21 protein-coding genes are annotated in these 25160 nt (G+C 44.6%); 8 read left to right on the top strand and 13 right to left on the bottom strand.

Features of this window, described 5'->3' with window-relative positions; all coding sequences use genetic code 11:
• The 5 genes from LEP1GSC058_RS06080 to LEP1GSC058_RS06100 all read right to left on the bottom strand — a co-directional run bounded on the left by LEP1GSC058_RS06080 (window position 1) and on the right by LEP1GSC058_RS06100 (window position 7151).
• Window positions 1–1995, bottom strand: a complete 1995-nt coding sequence (locus LEP1GSC058_RS06080; protein ID WP_016548672.1) for an ATP-dependent helicase — start codon at window positions 1993–1995, stop codon at window positions 1–3.
• 7 nt (window positions 1996–2002) lie between these two features.
• Window positions 2003–2473, bottom strand: a complete 471-nt coding sequence (locus LEP1GSC058_RS06085; protein ID WP_010419665.1) for an FKBP-type peptidyl-prolyl cis-trans isomerase — start codon at window positions 2471–2473, stop codon at window positions 2003–2005.
• Between the two features lie 118 nt (window positions 2474–2591).
• Window positions 2592–2927: an LIC14007 family protein gene (locus LEP1GSC058_RS06090; protein WP_039948058.1), complete on the bottom strand. Its 336-nt coding sequence runs from the start codon at window positions 2925–2927 to the stop codon at window positions 2592–2594.
• Window positions 2928–3468: 541 nt separating this feature from the next.
• Entirely contained in the window at window positions 3469–5493 is a 2025-nt protein-coding gene (locus LEP1GSC058_RS06095; protein ID WP_016548333.1) for an oxidoreductase, read from the bottom strand.
• Window positions 5494–5633: 140 nt separating this feature from the next.
• Window positions 5634–7151, bottom strand: coding sequence for a 2-isopropylmalate synthase (locus LEP1GSC058_RS06100; protein WP_016548534.1), 1518 nt, complete (start codon window positions 7149–7151; stop codon window positions 5634–5636).
• Window positions 7152–7258: 107 nt separating this feature from the next.
• Here LEP1GSC058_RS06100 and LEP1GSC058_RS06105 point away from each other — a divergent pair, with 107 nt between their 5' ends.
• A complete protein-coding gene (locus tag LEP1GSC058_RS06105) occupies window positions 7259–7597 on the top strand; it encodes a hypothetical protein (RefSeq protein ID WP_016548717.1) in 339 nt (112 codons plus the stop codon).
• 146 nt (window positions 7598–7743) lie between these two features.
• Here LEP1GSC058_RS06105 and LEP1GSC058_RS06110 read toward each other — a convergent pair whose 3' ends face one another.
• Window positions 7744–8445 (bottom strand): queuosine precursor transporter, encoded by a 702-nt coding sequence (locus tag LEP1GSC058_RS06110; RefSeq protein ID WP_016548728.1) that lies wholly within the window; start codon window positions 8443–8445, stop codon window positions 7744–7746.
• 152 nt (window positions 8446–8597) lie between these two features.
• Here LEP1GSC058_RS06110 and LEP1GSC058_RS06115 point away from each other — a divergent pair, with 152 nt between their 5' ends.
• Window positions 8598–10211 (top strand): glycosyl hydrolase family 18 protein, encoded by a 1614-nt coding sequence (locus LEP1GSC058_RS06115; RefSeq protein WP_039948114.1) that lies wholly within the window; start codon window positions 8598–8600, stop codon window positions 10209–10211.
• Window positions 10198–11148: an L-threonylcarbamoyladenylate synthase gene (locus LEP1GSC058_RS06120; RefSeq protein WP_016548394.1), complete on the top strand. Its 951-nt coding sequence runs from the start codon at window positions 10198–10200 to the stop codon at window positions 11146–11148. The genes LEP1GSC058_RS06115 and LEP1GSC058_RS06120 overlap by 14 nt, the downstream gene beginning before the upstream one ends.
• On the opposite strand, the gene LEP1GSC058_RS06125 is transcribed toward LEP1GSC058_RS06120, so the two are convergent.
• Window positions 11145–12869, bottom strand: a complete 1725-nt coding sequence (locus tag LEP1GSC058_RS06125) for a S49 family peptidase (RefSeq protein WP_016548487.1) — start codon at window positions 12867–12869, stop codon at window positions 11145–11147. The two genes, LEP1GSC058_RS06120 and LEP1GSC058_RS06125, sit on opposite strands and share 4 nt — an antisense overlap.
• A 125-nt stretch (window positions 12870–12994) precedes the next feature.
• Here LEP1GSC058_RS06125 and uvrA point away from each other — a divergent pair, with 125 nt between their 5' ends.
• Both uvrA and LEP1GSC058_RS06135 read left to right on the top strand, forming a co-directional pair.
• Window positions 12995–15829 carry an excinuclease ABC subunit UvrA gene (gene uvrA / locus LEP1GSC058_RS06130; RefSeq protein WP_016548713.1) on the top strand — a complete coding sequence of 945 codons (2835 nt, stop codon included), beginning with the start codon at window positions 12995–12997 and terminating at the stop codon, window positions 15827–15829.
• 52 nt (window positions 15830–15881) lie between these two features.
• Entirely contained in the window at window positions 15882–16934 is a 1053-nt protein-coding gene (locus LEP1GSC058_RS06135) for an acyl-CoA dehydrogenase family protein (protein WP_016548502.1), read from the top strand.
• On the opposite strand, the gene LEP1GSC058_RS06140 is transcribed toward LEP1GSC058_RS06135, so the two are convergent.
• Window positions 16931–17971: a cation diffusion facilitator family transporter gene (locus LEP1GSC058_RS06140; protein ID WP_039948059.1), complete on the bottom strand. Its 1041-nt coding sequence runs from the start codon at window positions 17969–17971 to the stop codon at window positions 16931–16933. The two genes, LEP1GSC058_RS06135 and LEP1GSC058_RS06140, sit on opposite strands and share 4 nt — an antisense overlap.
• Window positions 17972–17986: 15 nt before the next feature.
• Window positions 17987–19009, bottom strand: a complete 1023-nt coding sequence (locus tag LEP1GSC058_RS06145; RefSeq protein WP_016548369.1) for an OmpA family protein — start codon at window positions 19007–19009, stop codon at window positions 17987–17989.
• 137 nt (window positions 19010–19146) lie between these two features.
• Here LEP1GSC058_RS06145 and mgtE point away from each other — a divergent pair, with 137 nt between their 5' ends.
• The gene (gene mgtE / locus LEP1GSC058_RS06150; protein ID WP_016548732.1) at window positions 19147–20538 is read left to right on the top strand and encodes a magnesium transporter; all 1392 of its coding nucleotides are present in this window, start codon (window positions 19147–19149) and stop codon (window positions 20536–20538) included.
• A 51-nt stretch (window positions 20539–20589) separates the two neighbouring features.
• Window positions 20590–21228: an LA_2219 family laminin/E-cadherin/plasminogen-binding protein gene (locus LEP1GSC058_RS06155; protein WP_016548625.1), complete on the top strand. Its 639-nt coding sequence runs from the start codon at window positions 20590–20592 to the stop codon at window positions 21226–21228.
• Window positions 21229–21521: 293 nt separating this feature from the next.
• Here LEP1GSC058_RS06155 and LEP1GSC058_RS06160 read toward each other — a convergent pair whose 3' ends face one another.
• From LEP1GSC058_RS06160 to LEP1GSC058_RS06180, 4 genes are all read right to left on the bottom strand, one after another.
• Window positions 21522–22388, bottom strand: coding sequence for a pentapeptide repeat-containing protein (locus LEP1GSC058_RS06160; RefSeq protein WP_016548538.1), 867 nt, complete (start codon window positions 22386–22388; stop codon window positions 21522–21524).
• Between the two features lie 14 nt (window positions 22389–22402).
• The gene (locus LEP1GSC058_RS06165; protein WP_016548446.1) at window positions 22403–22732 is read right to left on the bottom strand and encodes a PadR family transcriptional regulator; all 330 of its coding nucleotides are present in this window, start codon (window positions 22730–22732) and stop codon (window positions 22403–22405) included.
• A 687-nt stretch (window positions 22733–23419) separates the two neighbouring features.
• Window positions 23420–23893: a PaaI family thioesterase gene (locus tag LEP1GSC058_RS06175; protein WP_039948060.1), complete on the bottom strand. Its 474-nt coding sequence runs from the start codon at window positions 23891–23893 to the stop codon at window positions 23420–23422.
• Window positions 23886–24383: a hypothetical protein gene (locus LEP1GSC058_RS06180; RefSeq protein ID WP_016548468.1), complete on the bottom strand. Its 498-nt coding sequence runs from the start codon at window positions 24381–24383 to the stop codon at window positions 23886–23888. Before LEP1GSC058_RS06180 ends, LEP1GSC058_RS06175 begins: the two co-directional genes overlap by 8 nt.
• Before the next feature lie 129 nt (window positions 24384–24512).
• Here LEP1GSC058_RS06180 and LEP1GSC058_RS06185 point away from each other — a divergent pair, with 129 nt between their 5' ends.
• Window positions 24513–25097 carry a TetR/AcrR family transcriptional regulator gene (locus tag LEP1GSC058_RS06185; RefSeq protein WP_016548715.1) on the top strand — a complete coding sequence of 195 codons (585 nt, stop codon included), beginning with the start codon at window positions 24513–24515 and terminating at the stop codon, window positions 25095–25097.
• The last annotated feature ends 63 nt before the right edge of the window (window positions 25098–25160 follow it).

The raw sequence follows: 25160 nt of genomic DNA on the forward strand, positions 1-25160 counted from the left end.
CTAGGACCCGAAAAAATCTCGAATTCTTTTTCGTGCTTCCGTTTCCGAACTACGGTTATCGGATTGAATTTCTGCGTGAGAGGTTGCCGCGGCGTCAATTTTAGGAAAGAAGTTTCTTTCTAAAATTTTCTCGGACTCTTTTAATTCCTCGATAAAGCGAGAGAGGCGGTTGAAATTATGACCGCTACGGGAAGAGGACGCTTGCGGATAGGTGAGTGTCAAAGATTTTCTCGCGCGAGTTACTCCTACATAAAACAATCTACGCTCCTCCTCGATATTTTTTTCTCCTCGTCCCGACGGGAACGAACCTTCGGTCACATTCAAAAGAAATACCGTATCAAATTCTAAACCTTTGGAAGAATGGATGGTAGATAAAACCAAGGCATCTTCGTCTTCTTCCTCCGGAACCAGTTTATCGAGGCTTCGATTCGGTCCTTCCAAGCTCATTTCCACCAAAAACTCATGAAGAGTTTCGTATCTTTGAGAAAGAGTGAGAAAGGAATTTAGATCCTCCATTCTACGTTTCGGGTCGTCATATTTTTTTTCCAGAAGCGGCTTATAGAACCCTAGAAAATTCTCCAAAATTACTGTCGGATTGGAATCGGCACGGTTGAGAAGATCGCTTAACTTCTGCAAATCGGAAGAGATCGTCCCTTTGTGCAAGATGCGGACCGTTTGTAAATCACCGCCGGACTTACTCAGTTCGTTCAGGATAAGTTTAGCTTTAGCCGCACCGATTCCGGGAAGCAGTAATAGTATCCTAAGCCAGGAAACGGAATCCAATCGATTTTCCCGAATTCTAAGAAGGGAAAGAAAATCCTTTGCATGGGCGCTTTCTATAAATTTCTTTCCGCCGAATTTCTGATACGGTATATTTCTGGAATTCAAAACCAACTCCAGCTGATTGGAATTCCAACCGGATCGAAACAATACCGCCATATTATTGAGTGCGATTCCTTCCTCTCTCCTTTCCAAAATCCTATCGGCAATGCCTTCAGCCTCGTCCAACTCGTCCGGAAATCCCGATAATAACGGTTTGCGGAAATCTTCGTTCTTGGTGTACAGATATTTCTCGTATTTTTCGGAGAAATTAAGTAGGATTCCATTTGCGAGATTTAGAATCGATGGAGTACTTCTGTAATTTCTCTCCAGGAAAATCGTTTTTGTATTCGGAAAAATCTTGGGAAAATCGAAGATTCCTTTTACGTTCGCGCCTCTAAAAGAGTAAATACTCTGGGCGTCGTCACCCACCACGAAAATATTCTCGTGTTCAGAAGCCAGCAGGCAAGCTATATGGGCCTGCAATTTATTCGTATCTTGAAATTCGTCCACCATTATGTATTTATATTGTTCTGACAGCTTCTTCCTGATTGCGTCGTGCTCGGTCAGCAATTCGCGGGCGAATAACAGCAAATCGTCATAGTCTAGTAGAGATCGTTCCCGCTTATATGATTTGTAATCGGAGAAAATATTCCGAATGGAATTCTCCTGATCTAAAAATTTGGGACTTTCAGTCTTTAAAAGTTCCGGAAGATCTTTTCCAGTATTGATGGAACTCGAATAAAGGGATAATAAGGTTTCGTTGGAAGGAAATCGAAGTTTTTGGGCCGCGTAATTTCCTTCCGATCGAATCAATTGAAAGACGTCGATAGAATCGGATTCGTCTAGGATGGAAAATTGAGGAGAGATTCCTAAAACGGGGGAGTATTTTCTGAGAATATGACTCGCGAATGAATGGAATGTTCCACCGTGTACTTTGGAACAACGTTTGTCTAAAACTGAAACGGCTCGCGTTAACATTTCGCGGGCCGCTTTTTTGGTGAAGGTAAGAAGCAGAATATTTTCGGCAGAAACGCCGTTGGATACTAATTTGGCTAAGCGGTGAACCAAAGTATTGGTTTTTCCAGTTCCCGCCCCGGCTATCAAAAGTACGGGGCCTTCCGTGGTCTCTACCGCTTCCTTTTGTTTTTCGTTTAGATCCTCGAGAACGGTCATCGACGAATCAATGGTGGTGGTGTCCCCCCTCTCCATGAACGTGACCGTGAGTGATCTCTTCGTCAGTTGCTTCTCTAGTATTCACGATCTGAACATCGAAAACTAGATCGACTCCCGCTAAAGGGTGATTGCCGTCGACGATAATGCTTTCCCCTTTAATTTCAGTAATGGTGTACACAGTATCCGGCTCGTCGGTTTGAAACATCATTCCGACCGTGAGTTCCTCATCTTGGGGGAATTGACTTTTCGGAACGTCGAAGACTAATTCAGGGTTCTTTTTGCCGTATCCTCGATCTGCATCGACGGATATGACTTTTTTATCTCCCGTTTTGAGTTGTTTGATCTCTTCCTCTAAGCCCGCTATAATTTGTCCGACACCTTCCAAATAAGAGAGCGGGTGACTTCCTTCCGAAGAATCAATTAGGTTTCCCTGATTGTCCTTTAAAGTATAGTGAAAAGTAACGACTCTAGGATTCATGAGATCAGGCTCCATTTTTCGGGGATTCCCCAGGATCGGGATGGGAAGGTTCCGGTACCGTCTAATGGGGTAGTTTATTCCTAGACGGCTGATGGACAATCAGATTTTTCGTCCATTATCAAAAGTCGTACGAAATTTCCACTCCGAAGTTTTCAAAATCCTTGATGAATTGCTCGATTCGATTTGCCAAAAAGAACCAAGAATCGCGATGGATGATATCGTTCAAAAAGTTGAGGAATCGATTCGTACAGTTAGAGGAGAAAACCGGATCTCCGGTATAGTTTAAGAGAATCGTATATGAGAGATAGCGCAGCACTCTATCTTGCGCCGGAAGCTCTTGTAAGCCGGAAATATTCGGTTCTTGCAATATTAGTCGAACCTTAGAATTACCCTCCGTCACATAGAGGTTATAATCTATCGAGTTGGGAACTCTTTCCGCTGAATAAACCTTCATTTTACCGGACCTATTAATTTCTATTCTAGACGGAAGCCTAAATTGAGTATCTGCTACGGAACAAAACCGTTCTCCATTTAGCTATAACCACCGAAAAAGTCAACGGTAAAGACTGAAGATTGCCATCTGTAGGCCATAAAATGTTAAAAGAAAGTGAATCCCGATGGAAACGACTCGGAAATTCATTGTTAGTTCCTTTCCTCTTTTGCCGTCTAAAGCGCGATCGTCTAAATTTTCAAAATAGAGTCCGTGGGCATATCGAATCTTCATAGGGAGAGAGAGATTCAAAACCTGTTTGGATTATTTTAAAAAGGAATTTATAACTTGTTCTTCTCAAAATTTGCAGGTTGCCCGAAAGGATTTCAGTTTTTTGTAAAGAAGCAGTAGCGAGCGATGCTACACTCGTTTTAATAAAATCGAATGGATTGAGACGGGCAAAAAAGACCATTAACATTCGATTTGCGAAAAACAAAACCATTTCTAAATGAGTTAACGCGATTTGGATTGCATCCGTTCATTAGAAATGGCTTTGGTCTATCGCTTAGTTTTGTTCCACGCCGATCCGAGTTGCGGCGAGATAACCCTCGAGCATTGCGCGCTTTGCGTCGATTCCTGAGGCGTCTTTTGCTCCCCCGATCAGGTAGCTAGGAATGGAAGGTTTGTCTTTGCGGAATGATTCGTAAAGTGAAGCATCGCTTACTTGGCCGGCACAGAGAATAATCGCATCGCATTCCAACGTTTTCTCGCCTTCTTTCTTGCTTTCGAACACCAATCCTTTTTCATTCACCTCTTTATAGGTGAGGGAAGAGAGGAATTCCACCCCTTTGGATTGAAGTTCTTGGAGTAAAGCCCAAGAAGTAGTTTGTCCTAGTCCTGCTCCGACCTTTCCATTCCGCCGTAGGATGGAGACTTTACGATCCGATTTTTCCGGCAGAATATGGGCTTGCGTATAAGATCCTACATTATAACGGTGAAAATAGGAAGGAATATCGGGATCTTTTTCCTCGGTCAGTCTATGAGCGACGTCGACTCCGATTCCCCCGCCTCCGATGATCGCAACCGACTTTCCGGGTTTAAAGGTTCCGTTTAAGAATTCCACATAGCTAGCGTGCGGTTTTTTTTCTAAACCGGGGAGTTTCAGATCACGGGGTAAAACACCGGTCGCGAAGATGACGGCATCCGGCTTAAGAGAATCTAGAAGGGGCAGATCCGCTCGAGTATTGAGTCGAATTTCCACTCCGACCTTCGGTAATTCGTTTTTAAAATAGCGGACGGTCTCAAAGAATTCGAACTTTCCGGGAATCGAAGCGGCAAGGTTTAGTTGTCCTCCTAGTTTATCGGAAGCTTCCAGCAAAATAACTTCGTGCCCCCTTAGAGCCGCAACTCTGGCGGATTCCATTCCACCCGGGCCGGAACCGACAACGACTACTTTCTGCTTTTTAGCCTGCGGTAATTTTTTCCATTCCATCTCTCGATTGGCGGATGGATTTACTAAACAGGATACCATTTCTTCCTTAAACGTATGATCCAAGCAAGCTTGGTTGCATGCGACGCATGTATTTACTCTCTCGGTTTCATTCGCTTTGATTTTATTTACGATATCCGCATCTGCAAGAAAGGGACGCGCCATGCTCACGATATCCGCTTCATTTGCCGCGAGAACCTGAACGATGGTCTCCGGCATATTGATCCTGTTGGAGGCGATGATCGGAATTCCAGGGACGGATGCCTTCACTTTTCCCGCAATCTTTGCCCAAGCTCCTCTCGGAACTAATTGAGAAATCGTAGGAATTCTGGATTCATGCCAGCCGATACCGATATTCAATGCGTCCGCACCTGCGGCTTTGAGTTCGTTTCCTAGAGCGACGACTTCCTCAAATGTCGGATTTCCCGGTATGAGATCGATACCGGACATACGTACGATGACGGGATATCCGGCCCCGACCTGCTTTCGTACTTCTTTCATTACTTCGATGGCAAATCGTCTTCGGTTTTCGGGAGATCCTCCGAATTCGTCGGTTCTCTTATTCGTTACCTCCGAGAAGAATTGGTTTACCAGATATCCTTCCGAGGCCATGATTTCCACGGCTCGAAAGCCTACTTGCTTGGCCCGGAGAGCCGAAGATCCAAAATCTCGAATCGTTCTCCAAGCATCCTCTGTCGACAATTCTTTGGGAATAAACCGATTGATCGGCGCTCTTATGGCCGAAGGCGCCACGAGTTCCCGATGATAAGAATATCTGCCCGCATGAAAGAGTTGTGCGCAAAAAATTCCCTGCGGTTTTAACGCTAAGGCGACTCGTTCCAGCTCTTTGCAATCTTCCTCTTTTTGAAAATCGAAAAAGATATTCGAGCCTTTTGCCGCCGCATTGACTGCGATTCCGCCGGTAGTGATTAATCCGACTCCGCCCTCGAAGCGTTTGCCGTAAAAAGCGGCCATTCGATCCGCCGTTTGAGGCAAGCCCTCTAATCCTAAGTGCATGGAGCCCATTATGATTCGATTCGGGATTGTTTCCGATCCTAATTGTATCGGACGAAAAATAGAGGAGGTGTCTAAAGAAGACATAGGGAGCATTCTCCTTACTCATTCAAAACAGAACGAGTGTTCTACTTATAGAATATTTAATTGTGCAAAAATCCCGCAACGGTTTTTCTATCGCGAAAAACGTTACCGAACGTCATTCGCTTGGGATTTCGTGAAGGAATTTAGCTTATCGAAAATCGATTGAGAGCGGAAATATACGCTTGAGAGCAAGCTTCGATAATATCCGTAGAGCTTCCTTTGCCGACCACGCGTTCTCCATGTCTTTCCAAAGTAACTGAAGCTTCCGCCAATGCATCTTGCCCTTCGGTTACCGGAGATATCACTAAACGAGATAACTGTGCGTCCGATACCGTGGCCTTCTGTATTGCCTTGAATATGCAATCTACGGGACCGTCGCCAGTGGCCGATTCTTCCTTTGTATTTCCTTGAATGGAAAGTCGGATGCTGGCGGTCGGTGTACTTTTTGTTCCGGTCGTTACATGAAAACTTTCTAATACATATTTGTCTTCGGAAGATTTTCTGGATTCATCCGCAAAGAGCGCACGAATATCTTCATCAAAGACTTCCTTTTTCCGATCTGCGATTTCCAAAAACCGAAGATAAGCCGCTTCCAATTCGTCGGCTTGAGGATCAAAACCCAAACGGATAATTCTGTCTTTAAAACCGGCCCGTCCGCTATGTCGGCCTAAAACCATTCTATTCGAATGGATTCCGACCGATTCGGGAGTCATGATTTCGTAAGTCTCGCGATTTTTTAAAACGCCGTCTTGGTGAATTCCAGATTCATGGGCAAAAGCGTTGGCGCCGACAATGGCCTTATTCGGTTGGACAACCATACCGGTTATGGTTTTTACTAAGTAAGAAGCTTTGGCTATTTCTTCGGTATTGATCCGAGTCTGAACTCCGAACGTATCCTTACGAGTACGGAGTGACATGATAACTTCTTCCATTGCAGTGTTTCCGGCTCGCTCTCCGATTCCGTTTACAGTACATTCAACTTGGCGGGCGCCGTTTCGAATCGCCGAGAGACTATTGGCAGTCGCCAATCCCAAGTCATTGTGGCAATGAGCGGAAAAAATGGCTTTTTCCGATCCACTTACTTTCTGGATCAAAAATTGAAAGAGATCCCCATATTCGTACGGAGTTGTATAACCGACAGTATCCGGAATATTAATCGTAGTAGCTCCGGCCTCGATAACCGCTTCGCAGAGTTCCCGTAAGAATTCACGTTCGGAGCGTGTGGCATCCTCGGGTGAAAACTCGATGTCATCCACGAAGTCTTTGCAAATTCGCACGGCTTCAACTGCCATCTTTAAAACCTCGGACGGCTCTTTGCCGAGTTTATATTTCATGTGAATGGGAGAGGAAGCTATGAACGTATGAATTCTTTGTTTTTTAGCAGGTCGGACGGCTTTTGCAGCTGCTTCTATGTCTCCGCGCATAGCGCGTGCCAAAGCAGCGATGATCGGACCTTCCACTTCCTTAGAAATTCGTTCTACGGCTTGGAATTGAACGGGAGAGGAGACAGGAAATCCGGCTTCGATCACATCGATATTCATATGCGCTAAGTGAAGTGCGATTTCGATCTTTTCGTTTTCGCTCATAGCGGCTCCGGGGCATTGTTCCCCGTCTCTTAAAGTTGTATCAAAGATGCGTACGTAATCCAGACTAGGGTTCATGCCGTTCTCGTTTCCTTGGTTCCAAATTTCTCTTCCAAATCCAGCCGTAAACCCATTTAATCGGCTGCTGATTGTCTTAAATCCTCTTACATTAGACAAAGGCTAATATGAATTCACCGCAATTCTACGCTTCCAGTTTTCGGGCCTCCGATTGCATAGTGGCTTCTACCTTATATGCCGATCTTTTTCAGGGCGAAGTTCTTCAGGCAAAAATGGGCCATGCGGAAGTTCTATTTTCGAAGAATAACTTGGTCATATTTAGTCGAGAAACTGTCGAATGTCCGGTTTCCACTGGAACTTTGATCTGGAAGATTTCTAGAACTCTGCAGGCGGAATTCTCAAGTCGTTTGCTCGAACGGGGTTTTTCGCTCGAAATGAATGCGGAAGCTTATACTTCTTTTTTAGATCCGTGGGGGAATAGAATTTGGCTGTATTTTACCGGATAGTCGATTCAAAGAGGTGTAGAAGTTCCTACAAAGTCGAAAAAAACGGCCGAATTAGTCTATTGATTCCGATTCCGAAGAAAAGCTAACGCAAAGATGCTTCCGAGCGGGCCTCAATCGGAGCCGCTGCGGAATCTCCATTCGACATTTCATCCAGGGAAGGGCTGCGCGTCTTCTCTGCCTTCTTTTAAAGCGTGCTCCGCCATTTTATGAGCCTCTTCTCCGAGATATCTCTCTATGATTGCGTGAGAAAGGTAGATAATCGGAGTGATACCGATTGCGATCGCCATTTTATAAACGAAGTTTGTGGAAGAAATGGAATTCAAGACTCCAAGCTCGTATTGTCCCCAATACGCGACGAAAATTACGACATAAGAATCCAGTAATTGAGAAACGATCGTAGAACCGGTAGCTCGAAGCCAAATAAACCTGTTTTTAGTTTTTTTACGAATTAGGTGAAAGATTTGTATGTCGATTAGCTGTCCGATAAGATAGGCGATCACTGATCCGGCGATCACCTGTCCAGTATTCGTGAAAACTACATGAAAGGAATGATCGTCCACCGGTGAATTCCCGACCGCCGGAATATTCATATCGATCTGGAGAAGAAAATAGGCAAGGACGATCATCAACATCCCAACAATCGTCAAATAGCGAACTCCTCGTCTCCCATAATATTCGTTCAAGAGGTCCGTTACGATAAATGTGACCGGAAACGGGATCACTCCAATAGTCATCGTAAATCCTAACGCTTGGATCCACTTTGATCCAGTCACCTCCGCCATCAGAAGAAAGGTAAGGAACAAGGCGCTGAGAACAAAGAAAAGTTTAAAAGGCCTATGGAATTGCATCGAAGGAAATTTTTTCCGATTTTGCTAGTTGTCAATCAAAGAAAGGCGCTTTGCCGCACAAAGATTTGACATCTGAACGTACAAAGAATCATTGGAAGGCAGTCGGTGCTTTACTTTTTGCCTCCGCGATTCGATATATACATAGAGCTCAAATGAAATCTTACGAAGAAGAAACCACACCCGAGGAACTGAGTCGTCCTGTTCCTTATTATCCTCCTAAAAGAACTCCCGTTTGGCAAACTGCGTTTGTCAGTGTTGCCTGGCTCTGTCTTTCGGGGGTTTCTTTCTATTTAGGGCTGCAGGCTCTAAAAGCCAAGGGATCCGGGCAGGACATTCCTAAATCCGCGCTAACTTCGGAGAATTCTCCAATACAATTGGCCAATCCGAGTTTGAAATCTCCCGTTGGACCGAGCGCATGGGAATCCTTGGGTAAATGGTGGAATTCCACCGATTTTTTCCCGACAGAGGCTTCTAACGCGGAAGCTCAGAATTCGGATGGGAAACCGGCATTACCTCTAAACGACGATGATGTTTCTTTTCGCGCTTCCACTTGGTTTTCAGATTATGAAGCGATGAAAAAGACCGTTCATTTATATAACGAAATTCATCCTTTTATCTACGGGTTTAAGGGGAGAGAAACCAATAACGGAGATTTGTACTCGCTTTGGGGGACTTCCCAAAAGCATGCCCGAGTGGCGGAACTTCGTACTCTAAATCCTAGAGTGAAAATCATTCCGACGATTTTTCGCTGGGAAAATAAGAACGAGAAAATTTCCGAGAATATCGGCCTCAACGGTCGGAGCGATATTCGCGATAAACATATTCAGAATATATTGTACGAAGTGGATACGTACGGTTTTGACGGGATCGATATCGATTACGAAGGAATGTCCTGCGAGAAGAAGGAAAAATTCGAAGAATTTATCGTTCTGTTATCGAATGAAATTCATAAAAGAGGAAAAATTCTTTCCGTTGCCGTACACCCGAAGACTGCAGCTAAAAAGAGCGGTCTGAAAGCCTGTAAAGGTCTGAAAGAGAAAATTAAGATGGATTTCGCCGAGAATTGGCGAGGACCGATGACGCACGATTATGCGTTCCTCGCGCAACATGCCGACCGAATTAAAGTAATGGCATACGAGCTTCATCCCCGTAAATATAGAAATCCGGGCCCAGGCCCGCAAGCTCCCAACGTTTGGATTCGTAATATCATCGAGTACGCAAAAGAAAGAGTGCCGTCCAAGAAACTTTATATGGCGATTCCGACATACGGATATGATTGGGCTTTGAATTGTAACGCCAAAATAAAATCGGTTTACTGGTCCGATGCTTTAAAGCGTCAGCAACTAGGAGTCACTCATCAACCTACGAATATAGATCGGGTGATGGCGGCTAATAAAAATTCGGGAACTTGGACGAATCTCTCAAAATTCAGCTGGGTGCACGAAGGAAAAACATACGAAGATCCGAGTATCTGGTATAAATCGGAAGGTTGCGATAGAGTCGCGTTCTTTATGAACCGTAAAGCTTTTGAAGAAAAAATGACTCTATTACGTTCTTATGATATCGGCGGATTTTCTTTCTGGCAACTTTTATCGGATAACGATCCCGGCATAAGCACCTATTTGGAATTATTAGTAACCAATAAACTTCCTCCGGTACCTAAAGTCCAAACCAAACCTAAGAATCCGGAAGTTAAGCAGTCTCCACCGGACGAAGCACAGGATCAGGAAGAAGCGAAAAATACCCAGGAACTTGTCAAAAAGTAAATACACGGCTTTTACAAACGATCCTTCCTTGGCGGCAGACGTTCTTCGCCAGGGAGGGATCGTTCTGTTTCCCACCGAAACAGTCTATGGATTAGGAGCAGATTCACGCAATCTTTCCGCCTGCCTAGCGATCTACAAAATTAAAAATCGTCCCGTCGACAATCCTCTCATCGTTCATCTTGCGAACCCGGAACAGATTTCAGAGATTGCCGAAGTCACTCAAGATGCATATCGAATCATCCAGGAATTTATGCCGGGACCGATTACGATTATTTTGCGAAAAAAAGATGCGTCCGTTTATTCGACAGGTTTAAGTACGATCGCAGTGCGAGTTCCTTCCCATAAATTGTGTGCGGAAATGCTAGCTGCTTTCGGTGGACCGGTTTCTGCTCCTTCCGCAAATCTTTCCGGAAGTCCTTCCATCACACGATATGAGGATGCCGTGGCGGAGTTTGACGGACTAGTGGATTTGATTCTGCAGGGGGAGGAACCGACGATCGGTTTGGAATCGACAGTCGTTGATCTTTCGGGAGATTCGCCTAGATTGCTTCGTCCAGGCTTGTACGGTGTCGAAGAACTTCGTCGAATTTTACCGGATCTTGTTTCGGTAGACGTCTCTTTAACGGAGACTCGACCGGTTAGTCCCGGGCTAAAATATAAACATTATGCGCCCGAATGCGAAGTTTATTTTGTTCAATCGATTCCTAAGCCTGAACGTAATTCGGCGGCGATCGGTATAGGAATAAACACCGAAGGGTGGGCTTTTGCGGTTCGGGTGAACGATAACCTTGGGTATATGAGAGAGCTTTATTCCTTTTTCCGGGATTGCGATAAGAAAGGAATTCGCAAGGCCTATTGCTTTCCTCCCGCAAACGGAGCAGGGCAAGAAGCTCTTTTGAATCGAATTAAAAAAGCGTCCGAAGGTTCCCGAAATTAGTTCCGGGAAATTTCCGATGCGGTCTCCGAAAAAAATAGTATTTCCTGCTTCTTCAAAAGTTTTTTAGATTCGGTCGGCAAGCCGAAATGATCGAGAGCCGTAAAAGAAAGACTCGGTTTCATTTCCTGGATTAGATCCTTCCATGTGTAAGTGCCCGGCAAATATCTCACATCCACTTTAGAAAGATTTAATTTTTCTTTGATCCGTTCCAGCAGCTCTAAAAAGGATGAACAGGAATCTAAGAATCCCGCTTTCAAGAAGGTCTGACCTAAAAAGATTCTTCCTTCTCCCCATTTTGATTCCAATTCGGCATTCGTAGTTTTTCGAGCTTCCGTGACTCGTGAATAGAATAAATCCCTGGATCGGGAAACTTCTTTTTTCAAGAATGCGGAGGATTTCGCTCCCAATTTTCCATATTCCGAAAGTATATCTCGGTACGGATAGAATGAGATTCGTTCCTTTTTAATTCCGAGTTTATTATACAATCCTTTCAGATCGAATCGAAGCATCACTGCACCTATCGAGCCTACCACGGAATAAGGGGTCGCATGAATTTCCTCGGTTCCACAGGCTAGATAGTAACCGCCGGAAGCCGCGACATTTAGCACGTACGTAAACACCGGTTTTTTTTCGGCGAGCTTTCGAATTTCACGATAGAGTAGTTCGGACACCAGCGCCGAACCACCGGGAGAGTTCATTTCCAAAACGACCGCACCTACTTTAGGATCGTCTTTGAGTTCTTTTAATAAACTTTGATAATAACGATACGATACCTGTCTGGAACGGAACTCCTCCTCTCGACCTAGATCGGGCAGTATGTTTCCCTGGATCGGTAAAATCGCGAGGATCGGAAGCGATTTAGAGACTATATTGAATTGCTGCAATCTCGAATATAGACGAAGCCCTTTAGCGGTAAATCGTCTATAATTGGGAGTTCCCGATTTCTCCGCTTCTTCCTCCCTTATGTATCCTTCGTATAAGTAATTGTCCTGGAATTCGTCCTCTTCCAGCAAATCGGTCAGAAATTTTACCTTATGCAAGGCTTCCGAACTAATGATGGGTTCTTCGAGAACGGATAAAGGAAGTCCGGATGTTTCTAAAAACGCTTTCTTCAGAAATTCATTTTGATCTTTTAATAAGTTTTCCAAGTTCTTTTTAGCAGGCGCTGAAAAGGAGGATCGTTGGAAGGTTTCACCAAAAGATTTGAAGGCGCCGCTTGCGTATGTTTCCACTCCTACGCCAGCTTTCTTTGCAGTCTCCCCGAAGAAATAGGGTTCTGCGGAAGGAAGGGTCGGAAAAAACTCGGAGGCCGAACTTGCGTATCTCTCTTTACAGTAGGAGAGGAGCAATAACGACTTTGTCCCGCCTCCTAAAGAAAATCCGGCGGTCACGATTCCTTTCTCATTCAAAGCTTGAATCGATTTACATAGATTCCAGGCCTCTCCGAAACCGTATTCGGGAGCTTCGAAGAGAAAGGAAACTTTCTTTAGTCCCGGAACCAATGAGAGGGTGCGCAATCCTAAGAGGAAATCGATAAAGAACGGGCTTTCATCCTTAGACACCAACATTCTTACAAAAAGAGATTTTCTCTCGTAGGAAAAGGTTGAAGGAACTTCGAGAAAGAAATGATCTCCTTTACGAAACCGATAAATCAGCATTCTCCAGAATTGTAACAAAATGCGGAAGGGTAGAAAAATCAGTGAAACGATCGTGCGAAGCATGCTCAAATCCTTTTGCCGACCAATGTATTTTTCCCGCGGAGAAGAGAAAACGGATTTTTAACGAAGGAAAACCGCTTTTCAGTCTAAGGAATACTATTTTCTCTGAAAAGTAAGAGGGTACGAATTTGGATCATATTCGGATACGCGGTGCGAGAGAGCATAACCTAAAAAACGTCAATTTGGACATTCCAAGGGATAAGCTCGTCGTCGTAACAGGATTATCCGGATCAGGCAAATCGTCTCTCGCCTTCGATACGATTTACGCGGAAGGTCAAAGACGATACGTAGAAAGTTTATCTTCCTATGCTAGACAATTTCTAGGTCAGATGGAAAAACCGGATCTCGACTTGATCGAAGGTTTATCGCCGGCGATCTCTATCGAGCAAAAGACCACTCATCGTAATCCCAGATCAACGGTCGGAACCGTAACCGAAATATACGATTATCTTCGCCTTTTGTACGCGAGGATCGGCAAGCCCCATTGCCCGATTTGCGGAACTCCTATACAATCTCTTTCCATCGATCAAATCACGGAACGAATACGTGCCTATCCCGATGGAACCAAACTTCAATTGATGTCTCCGGTCGTCTCCGGAAAGAAGGGCGAGCACAAGGATATAATAGACAAGATCAGAAAGGACGGCTTTAATCGGGTTCGGATCAACGGAGAGATTCGGACTCTAGACGAGGAGATTACGTTCAAAAAAAGTTTTAAAGCGACGATCGAGATCGTAGTGGATCGAATTGTGATGAAGGAAGGAATTCGATCTAGACTTGCGGATTCCGTCGAAACGGCATTAAAACAATCGGAAGGAATTTTGATCGTAGATGACGGCAAGAAAGACCATGTCTTTTCCCAAAAGCTTTCCTGTCCTAACCATCCGGAAGAATCTCTTCCTGAACTTTCGCCTAGGTTATTTTCATTCAATTCTCCTTACGGCGCTTGTGAAACCTGTGACGGTTTGGGGAGTCTGCTGGAATTCGACGAAGAACTTCTCGTTACGGATCCGGAACTATCTCTGGTGGAAGGTTGTATCGAGGCTTGGGCCGGTTCGAAAAGCAATAGCTATTGGTTTTTGACGACCGTCCATTCGATGGCTAAAACATTAAAATTCGATTATAATACTCCTTGGAAGAATTTACCGGAGAAAGTCAAAAAAACCGTATTGTACGGGGATCGAAACTTAAAGATCGATTATGATTTTCGAAAAGAGAATTCCCGTTATGAATTCAGTCGCGAATTCGAAGGCGTAATTCCGAATTTGAAAAGACGTTATAAGGAAGCTTCCGAGTCCAGGCGCCAAATTCTGGAAGGGTTCATGACAAATCATGCATGTCCTGCCTGTAACGGGAAGCGACTGAAACCGGTCACTTTGGCCGTCGAAGTAAACCAACTTACGATCGATAAATTCTCCGCATTCAGCGTCGAAAAAGCGTTAGCTTTCGTAAAATCGATGAAGCCTAAAGGCAGCGAAGAGATTATCGCTAAGCCGATCCTGAAGGAGATCCAGCAGCGATTGACATTCTTAAACGATGTCGGAGTTGGGTATCTCAGCTTGGAACGATCGGCGGGTTCTCTTTCCGGCGGAGAGGCGCAGAGGATTCGATTGGCGACCCAAATCGGATCTAGACTGCAGGGAGTTTTATATATTCTGGATGAACCTTCCATCGGACTTCACCAGAGAGATAATACGAAATTAGTCAATACGTTGAAAGATCTTAGGGACCTGGGAAATACGGTCTTGGTCGTAGAACACGACCAAGAGACCATGGAAGAAGCGGATTGGTTGATCGATATGGGTCCCGGCGCAGGAGTTCATGGTGGAACGGTTGTCTGCGCGGGAACTCCTGCAGAGGTAGCTAAGAATAAAAATTCGCTAACGGGAAAATATCTTTCTGGAAAAGCGTTTATTCCGATTCCGGACTCGCTCCGTTCCGGAAACGGAAAAAAAATCAAGATAATCGGCGCCAAAGAAAACAATTTAAAGAATGTGAATGTGGATATTCCTCTCGGGAAATTGGTCCTGATCACGGGTGTTTCAGGCTCGGGCAAATCCACTCTTATCAATGATATCTTGTACAATGCCGCCGCTCATAAAGTGATGAAAATGCGGACCATCTCGGGTAAACATGAAAAAATCACGGGCTTAGAAGAAATCGATAAGATCATTAATATCGATCAATCGCCGATCGGTCGGACCCCGCGTTCCAACCCCGCTACGTATACAGGTTTATTTACCGTCGTGCGAGATATGTTTGCAGGTTTGGAAGATTCGAAAGTCAGAGGTTATTCACCCGGAAGATTCAGTTTCAACGTGAGCGGAGGCAGGTGCGAAACCTGCGAGGGCGACGGAATTCTTAAAATCGAAATGCATTTTCTTCCGGACGTTTACGTTACTTGCGATGTTTGCAAAGGGAAACGATACAATCAGGAAACTTTGGAAGTAAAATTCAAAGGAAAAAACATTTACGAGATTCTGGAAATGACGGTAGAAGATTCGGTGAAATTCTTCGAGAATATTCCTGCTCTTAAACGAAAGTTGGAAACCTTGGAAGAGGTCGGACTGGGTTATATCAAATTGGGTCAACCTGCAACAACGTTTTCAGGAGGGGAAGCTCAGCGAATCAAACTCGCGACGGAGCTTTCCAAACGTCCGACCGGAAAAACTTTGTACATTTTGGACGAACCTACTACCGGCCTGCATTTTGAAGACGTTCGTCATCTAATGACTGTCTTGCATACCTTAGTTGATCGCGGGAATTCCATGATCGTTATCGAACACAATTTGGATGTGATTAAGCAAGCGGATTGGGTTATCGATATGGGTCCCGAAGGAGGAGACGGAGGCGGGCAAGTCATTGCCGAAGGAACTCCGATGGAAATAGTAAAGATCAAGGAATCCTTTACGGGTCAATATCTCAAGAAGGTAATGGGAACAACCGGTAAAAAAGCGGGATAAATATGGTAGACCCGTCTCGAGTTGTACGGCATAGAGTCTCCAAGAACCCTCTATGCAAGAACTCTCCGAGAAGCTATTTTCGTTTCCTAAAACAGAATTTCGTTCCGTATACAAACTATCGCTGCCTGAAATTTTCAAGGCGGGTTTATTTACCGCACTCTCGAAAGGAGGGTTTAAGGAGTTTCATGAAAAGTTAATTCTTCTTCCTTCTCTTCCGCACGGAATCGGTGTCGGCGTGGGAATTATGGCTCAGACAAATGTGGCCGGAAGAATTCTTCGTTTATTATCCGGTGTGGAACCGGGTTTGGAAGCGGAGGAAGGTACTAGGGAATTAGCGAGAACGATCCTAAACCGATTGTCCCAGGGTTTAGGAATTTTGGGTTTAGGAGTCAGCGAGCCGGGCTGGATGGGGAAGATTTCCAATTTGAAATCGATAGCGAAGCGTTTACCGGACGGTTCGTTCGAGCTGACCTTCTCGAAGGGATTCGTGACAAACGGAGCCGATGCCGAGGGTTTTCTAGTAGTTGCTAAAGGCGAAGAGATTCCGTACGGAGTCTTTTACGTTCCTAGAAATAGCGAAGGTCTAGAACTGGAGGAATTCCATTTGGAATTCGCTCCGGAAGCGACTCATTGTAAAATTAAAGCCGCGAACCTTCGCGTTCCTAAGCATCATTTATTTCTTCCGGACTATTCTAAATTCGGTCCGGACGTGCATCTTTCGGAAATGCTTTCCGCGGCAGTGCTGTTTTGCGGAGCGATTCGTAAAATCGTAAGCGATTTAGGAGGGCGTCCGGAATGCCGGGAATGGTCCTCTACACTTGGTCAGCTTTGGGATCTGAGCGGATTGCTATTTTCAAAATGCTTGGAGCTGTCCGAGAAAAAAGATAGGAACCCCGCTTATAAGATCGAAGAAGACCACCCTTACGGTTATGAAACGGTTTTGGACGTATCGGGAAAACTTCTGGATTCTCTGCCTTTCTTTGATCGAAAAAAGGAGTATCCGGATTTCGAATTATTTTTCTCCTTTCATCCTGCAAGAAGTCCGGTCTATTTAAAGAATAGAATTAGGCAATCGAGAGAATGGAGGAAGTTCGGGGTTCGCTAGTGCGAATGGTGCTCGTCAGGATGATCGTGATTATGATGAACGTGTCCCCAATCTTCCGGTTCCATTTCGTGAAGAGTTTTGGCCAAAATTCCATCTAGCTGTTTCGTCGTTTTTAAATCTTCCAATTGCAGATATATCTGTTCGAATTTCCATTCTTCCCGGAGCAAAGAGTAGGCATCCGTCAAAATCTTTTTGGTATCCGATCCTGCTTTGATTCGTAAGCGGAATGCGCATGCATGAATTCCTTTGGTGAGGCTCCAACTATGGGAGGAAAGGATGGTTTCGACTCCTTTCAGATCTAGAATATCTTTTTGCAGATGATCCCATTCGTCCGGATTGGGAGAAGCTTCCAACAAAATCGATAGACTTTCCTTTAGAATAGATCCTGCGGATTTAAGAATCAAGAAAGATAACAGTACGCTGATTAACGGATCGATCCAATTCCAATGGGTGTACCGAATTAGAATCGCTCCGATTACCACAGCCACTGTGGCCAATAGATCGCTAAGGACGTGTAGATATGCGGAGCGAAGATTGATATTGTCGCCCACTATGCGTCTTAAGATCCAGACGGAGATTAAGTTCAAGACGACCGTGCCCAAACTGAATGCGAGCATTAAGTCCGGCACCACTTTATGCCCGGATTTGATTCTCTCCCAAGCCTCGATTAATATGTAGGCGGAAATTCCGAATATCAGGAGCGAATTTAAGAACGCGGTCAGTACTTCCACCCGAAAGTATCCGAAGTTCATTCTATGATTCGGTTTTCGATCGGCAATCAGGACTGCAGTAAGACTTAGTAAAAATGCGAACGAATCGGAAATGACATGCCCTGCATCCGCGAGTAGAGCCAGACTATGACTTTGTGCCGAACCCCAAATTTCCCAAGCGAAAATTCCCAGAGAAAGCAGCAGGGCTATCAGTAGGGAGCCGACGGTACCTTTTCTTCTAGGCCGAAGAATCGTTTGGTTTAAAAAAGGATCGACCGGAGTTGCAGTACGATCCCGAATTCGTTTCGAGTTTGCGGATTTGATCATTCTAGCCGACAAACTTTATTTGCGGGGAATAACGACGATATCAACGCGACGATTTATGGCCTTATTCTCGGGCGTGTCATTTGAAACCAACGGCGCATATTCCCCGTAGCCTGCGGCGGAAAAATTTCGGGGATCCAGATTTTTAGCTTCCAGAAGAAAGCGAAGAACCGAAAGCGCTCTCTCCGTGGAAAGCTGCCAATTATCCTGAAATTTTTTGGTCCGTATCGGAACGTTGTCGGTATGACCTTCCACCGTAATAATATTTCCGGGGTAATTCACTAGAATATCCTTCACTTTGTCCAGGGCAGGCAGAATCTGTTTTTTTAGATCAGCCGATCCTGAGTCGAACGAGATTTGGTCGTCTACGTTGATGATTAATCGGCCCTGGAAACGTTTTACCCGAATTTGGCCTTTCGAAATTTCCCCTTTAAGTTTTTCTTCCAATTCGTCGGCCTGTTTTGCCAGTCGTTCGTTTTCCTTCTTCTGATTTTCGGAAAAATCTTTGAGGCGACCGATTTCATCCGTGAGAGTGGCGATTCTTCCTTCGAGGGTAGCGATCTTGGTTTCGTAATCTTTCTTTAAATCTTCGGTTTTTTTAATACAACCCAGCTTTTCCTGTTCGAGAGCGGCTTTCAATTCACCGATCAAATCCTGGTATTTTTTGGATTGCTTCGCATTCTCGTCCAGGAGCTCTTTTTCTTTATTGCTGCTCTTGTTTTTTAATAGCGCGATCTGATTTTCAAGATTTTTGATCTGATCCGCGTATTGACTCTGGTCCTTTTCGCGAAACGACTTTTCGCTAGACAATTGGTTCTCAAGACTTTGTATGCGGCCCTCGAGGGAGATTTTCTCTTTTTTGGAGTTTTCGGATTCGTTTCGGTAACGGGTCTTGAGAGAATCCAATTCGAGCTCTAAAGTCACTTTCTCGTTATAGAGTTTGTTGTACTCCCAAGGAAAATAAACCACATCCGCTTGGATAGGAAGCAGGGATAGACCTAAGATTCCGGTAATTAATAGCTTTGAGCAGAATGATTTCATAGTGATTAATGGACCTATGTTCCATTCTAAGCGGTCAAGCACCCAGTCAAATGAAAAACTCTCGGCTGAAAAACGGAAAGTCATTGAACAGAGAAAAACTTGTCGGATTCTGTCGGAAAAGGGGAGGTTCAGCCAAAATGGAAGTTAAGCGTACTGCAAAGGAAACTGTCTCGGCCAAGGCAAATGCGAAATCCGCCGATTGGCTTGAATCCTTCTCCAAAAGAATCGAAGTAAAGGACACGGATTATCTTCGTGCTTTTATCGAAGCGAATCACCCCGCAGATATTGCGGAGGTTCTAGAAAAATTAGACGAAGAAGAAGCATTTTACGTATTCCGCCTTTGTGATTCCGAAAAGCAGTCCCTGATTTTAGTCGAATTCGACGAGGACCTTCAGGCGGACCTGATTTCAAGATTAAATGTCCATGAGATCTCTCCGATCGTTGAAAATCTGGAGACCGACGAATTCACTAATTTAATCTCCGAAATTTCAAAAGACAAAGCGGAGGAGATCCTGAACTCGATCGATCGAGAGGATTCTTCTCAAATCAGGAAACAGCTTAATTTTAGGGAATACACCGCAGGTCGTTTAATGACGACGGAATTCGCCTCGGCGTTCGAAACGGATACCGTTCGTAAAGCCATCATAAAATTGAGACGAATCGCCAAAGAAACCGACGATATCTATTTATTGTACGTTACCGATGAAGAGAATCATTTAAAGGGATTCATCAAACTCAAAGATTTGTTTCTCGCTCCGCTGAATCAAAAAGTCGGCCGACTTGTTCAGGAAGAAGTATTCTCCATTCACTATGATACCGACCAGGAAGAAGTGGCAAAAATCTTCCGTAAATACGACTTAGTTTCCGCGGCAGTCGTAGATGATTTGGATCGGATTATCGGAAGAATCACGGTCGACGATATTCTGGATATCGTCCAGGACGAAGCTTCCGAGGATATTCTGCGAATGGGAGGAGTTTCGGAGGAAGAACGCCTGAATACCTCCATTTGGGACTCGATTCGACGCAGATTAATTTGGCTCGTTATCAATTTAGGGAACGCGGTATTGGCAGCGTCTACGGTTTCACTTTTCGAAGAGACGATTCAATCATTCGTTCTACTCGCCGCCCTAATGCCGATCGTTGCGGGAATGGGCGGAAACGCAGGAACTCAGGCGATAACCGTAGTGGTTCGAAATATCGCGACGGGCGATCTGAGCCCGAGCAATTGGGGAATAGGATTTCGTAAGGAATGCATCATCGGTGTGATTAACGGTCTCACCATCGGAGCTATTTCCGGACTCGCAGTCTATTTTTATTTAGGAAAAACGGCGCTCGCTCTTGTTATCTTCTTTGCTATGCTTGCCAATTTGATCGTCGCTGCAGTGTTAGGCGCTTCCATCCCGATGCTTCTCCGAGTATTGGGTATCGATCCGGCGATCGCGTCTTCCATCTTCGTCACCACTACGACCGACATCTTCGGGTTTTTCTGCTTCCTCGGATTAGCGACGTTGTTCCTCGGTTACTTATGATCGGGATTTATCTTCATTATTTTATTACAGAAAGAAAGTGTAGGACATTCAATGAGAGAATTTTATAGACGAAGCGTATCGACGTTGTTTGCCGCGATTGCGCTAACGGTCATATCGGCGGTTTTAAATTGCGCCAGTTCACAAAAACAGATCGCTACGGAGCCGAAGGGCGAGGTTGTCCCGAATCCGGCGGGAGAAAACGAATCCATATTGGACGAGGAGGGAAACGAAGTTAAAATAACGACTATCGATCCGCCTTTCTTTCAAAGCATTTCCAAAGATTCAACCGAGTATTTTCGAGTCTATATTACCAGCGATGCGTATAAAGTCCGACAAATCCGCGGGACTAAATTTATTCATCGCAAAATAGATCGGGGCGGTGACGCCTTAATCAGCGAGGAACTCTTAAAGTATAATAAAATCAATTTTACGGACGACGGCATTATATTAGTAATTCTGAACGGTAATACCGGAGCCGTGGAAACGATTCGTTTCAATACGCGCGTTCCGCGCATCAACGATTTGGCAAAAGTGATTCAGAACGACGTGACTCGCTGGGCGATGGAACATTCCGAGGAAAAACCGGTCGTTACTAAATACCAAATCCATTATATGATCCGTTTGGAAAATCGATCGGGCTCTACAAGAGATAAAGTTAAGGAAGAACTTCGTAAAGAAGTGCGCAAATAATTATTCAGTAATGGCTTCCGCACACCTGAGTCGGTACAATCGCTTTCAGCTTAGTCAAAGCTGAGGGCGCCTGCGTAGCAGGTGGAGCTAGTTGCCGCCCTTTGCTTTGTGGTATTTCGGGAGTGCAGTGAGAATTTTTGCAATTATTGTCTTTGTCCGCCACGTTAGAGCCGAACAGAGCAAAAATACCGCCGTTTCCCGCCTCGAAAATCTATGCCTTTTAGGATAATGAAGCTTCTTGTAGGAACTTATACACCTTTTTATTTGAATTGTCCGGCATGTTCATATCCCGTTTATATAACTGTAACCTTTGACAAGTCTGCCCCCAACCCTTTGAGTGCAGCATAGGTCAGCTTATCCATTGTTGCGCCGTCAAAACGGATGGTTTTGATGGCACGGTAGTTTTTATTTGTAAGAGCAAACGCCGGCTGGAAGGAAACATTTTTAAGTGTTGCTCCCTTGAACGAGACGTCGTTTAAAGATGCCTTATCGAACTTCACGCCTACAAAGGTCATTCCGTCCAGGCATAGTCCGCGCAAATCGGCGTATTTAAAGTCCACACCACTAAAGGTACAGTTTTCAAAGATCGTTTTTCTGAGATCGGTCAAGATCAGCTTGACGTCGATAAGCCTTACATCGGTGAATTTTGCCCGGGTCAGCGCCGACGTGTTGAATTCGGTACGCACCAGAATGCTTTTGTTGAAGTTTGCGTCCGTTAGGTCATCGACGGTGAAATTGCAATCCGTCAAATTCGTTCGGTCAAAGCTGGCTTCACGCAAATCGCTCGCCTTGAAAGAGCTGCTACTCAAGTCTGCGTCTGCAAAGTCGGATCCACGCAACATGCTAGCTTCAAATTTTCCTTTATGCGCTTTAACGCCTGCGAAATCGCTCTTAGACAGGTTGCTCGCACTGAAATTCATCACCACCTGTCGTTCCAGAGAGCGGGAAAGGTTCGCTACCTCTTGCACAGTCTGCTCAATGTCGCCTATGCTATCAATGGTCATCTCAAAGGCCGTTTCATCGTCCTTGCCCTCGGCTTTGAGTTCACGGAACCGTTCCTGCAAATCTGAAAGCAGATCGGCCTTTAGTTCAACGACGCTTTTTACTTCATCGTAAGGCGCAAAAACTCCATTTAAATAATTCGTTAATCTCTCATTCATAAGATCAAACTCCTCTATAATAAATTATCCAGTACGCGCTTTGCATACTCCCAATTGCTTTTGTTATGGGCGTAAGTAGCCTTACCTTTTTTGGTGATCCTAAAATACTTACGCCGTCCACCCTGTGATTCATCGCCCCAATACCATTCGATATCGCCTTCCGCCTCAAGTCGCCGTACGCTAGAATACATAGTTGCTTCCTTTAATTCATACTCGCCGCGAGAACGCTCGGCAATCAGCTTAACAAGCTCATAACCGTAGCGGTCAGCTTCGGATAAGAGCCGTAAAATCATCGTATCGGTATGGCCTCGCAGCAAGTCGGATGTGATTTTATTCTCGCTCAAATGGCCACCTTCCTATCTCCACTGTCGCACATATTACTATGTCTGTCAAGGTAATATTTCAATTATACATGGAAATGGTAACCGAATCGTTGCCAATAAAGATCTGCAGAAAGTCAGTTTTCGTTACGCGAAGTCGTTTTCACACGTCAAGTGGTGGGCTATACGCAGTTAGTGGATGATCGAGGAAAGAGTCTGCATTTCTTTAAGGTTTTCCCTGCTCAACAACGGTGCACTTATGCTTCGATTTAAGAGATTCCGAATCGAAGAAAGGTAGGTAAGAGAGATGTCCCCGTAGAGATTGAGGAGATTTCGGTTCGCTAAATGCGGAACAGGAATATTGATTGTTTGATAGAAGGTTCGTTAAAGGAATTGATCTGATCTTTGAAGAAGCAAACCTCAATCTGGCGAAGGGAATATTCGGGTCGAATGAAAGAAACCAGAAAGAGAAAATTCAGAGTTCAGTGATTTACGATTCTAAAGTAATCGATTTTTCTTTTTCCTGCGAACGATCTTTTTTTTGCAGAATTCTCGGTCATATTATTCGTCTTGTTTCGATCTAAACTAAAAGAAGAAACTTTCTTCAGATTCTTATTTAGAATAAGAAAGCCTTCCATTACCAAAAAGAAAGTCGGAAGGCATCCGGCGAATATCGGAAAATTTTAACGAACCAATTTATTCCATTTTTACTTACTGTTCTTTCCGTTCGTCGATCGGCATCCGATAACCGATTTCCGGTGTAAGCAAAATCTGACTTTTGGCAAAACTTCCGATTCCTCTGCCTATTTCCCTACCTCGTTCGTCGAAGAGATTGCTTTCGGCGATGATTAGATTTTTAGAATTCTGAACCACGGTCCCTTTCGCAATAAGCGTTCCGGATTGAATCGGTCTTAAAAAGAAAAGGGTAATGCTCGAAGTTAGAACGAAACAATCCGGCACTAAAGAATTCGCCGCAAAAAAAGCGGAATCATCCACGGCCTTAAAATAAACCGAGCCATGTGCCGCCCCGGCTGCATGATGAAAATCTTCACGGACTTCCATCGTTAACTCCGCGAATCCCTTTGAAATGGAAAGTCGCGGTTGAAAAAAACGATTTATCGGGGCCTGGCTGTACATTTGCTCTAAGCTCCGGTAATGAGTTTGCCAGTCGATCAAGTTAAGCATTCTCCGTCGTAGATTTTTTTCGAGAAGTGAAAAGGATCTTAAAGATAACGATATGAGATACGACTAATAAAGGCGCATATCCGGTAAAAATATAAAACATAAAACCCATTAGAGGTGAAATATGAAGTATTAATGCTTGGTAGCTTGCGTACAAGAGGTCCACAAATCCCCAAATATTAAAAATCCATACTAGCGGCATCGCAGCTTTCGATTTTCTTCCTAAAAGTAGATAAGACGAAATTGCCAGAATTGCGGCAATATAATCTCCCAAAGCCGCGGGTATCGAAAAGTCGGTAGGCATATTCGGGGAGGTAATTCCCGGGATAAACATGCTTAAACCCACAAATCTATATCCATGAATCATCAATAGCGACTGGAGAAGTTTGGTCCGGTTTGCTCCGGATTGAGCCATGATTCTGTCCCGAATTACTAGGGTGGCCATGATTGCGCCGACAATGGTTGCGAAAATAAGTAGAAATTTTGGTTCCATACGCGAAGTCTAATTTCCGTACGAACGTTCGTAAAGTAAAATAATAACCGTCCCGGAATTTTTTATTTCGCCTTCGGGCAATGAATCCAGTGATGTTATTTAGCATTCCTTTCGAAATTTCAGCGAATTATGGAAAAAAATGAGACCCAACTCGAAATCCTTCAACTAGCCGCCGACTATGCCTCTCAGCATGGGCTGAATGATCTCACGATCGGTAAGTTGGCTGCTGCTGCCGGAATGAGTAAAGCAGGCCTTCACGGTTCTTTCGGTTCGAAGGTAGACTTGCAAATGAGTACGATTCATTTTGCCGCCGAGATTTTCACTCGGGAGGTCCTAGAGCCTATCGCAAAGATCGATTCGGGTTATAAGAGAGTAATCGCCTTTTGTGAAAATTGGCTGAGTTACGTCGATCGCAAGGTTTTTCCGGGAGGATGCTTTTTCGGTCGGGTTTCCATCGAGGGAGCTTCTCTACCCGAAACGATCGACGCCGAAATCAAGCGTTTGTTTCAGTCGTTTCAGCTATTTCTCAAACACGAATTACGGAAATCGAAACTTTCTCCCGCTAAGTCTTCCGAGTTATCCGATCAACTTTTGGCCTTGGTTATCAGCTATAATTGGGCGGTTCATGCAATCAACCAGCCTGCTGCGGCAAATCATGTCCGGTCTTTGATTTTTCAAAAACTGGATGAACTAAAGGATTTGGAGCGTAAATAAGGTTTTTCGGGACTTTACCGGAGTTCTGCCGAGCGTCGATTTGGTGTTTGCGTCATTTTCGTT

It is taken from the genome of Leptospira fainei serovar Hurstbridge str. BUT 6, assembly GCF_000306235.2.
Taxonomy (GTDB): domain Bacteria; phylum Spirochaetota; class Leptospiria; order Leptospirales; family Leptospiraceae; genus Leptospira_B; species Leptospira_B fainei.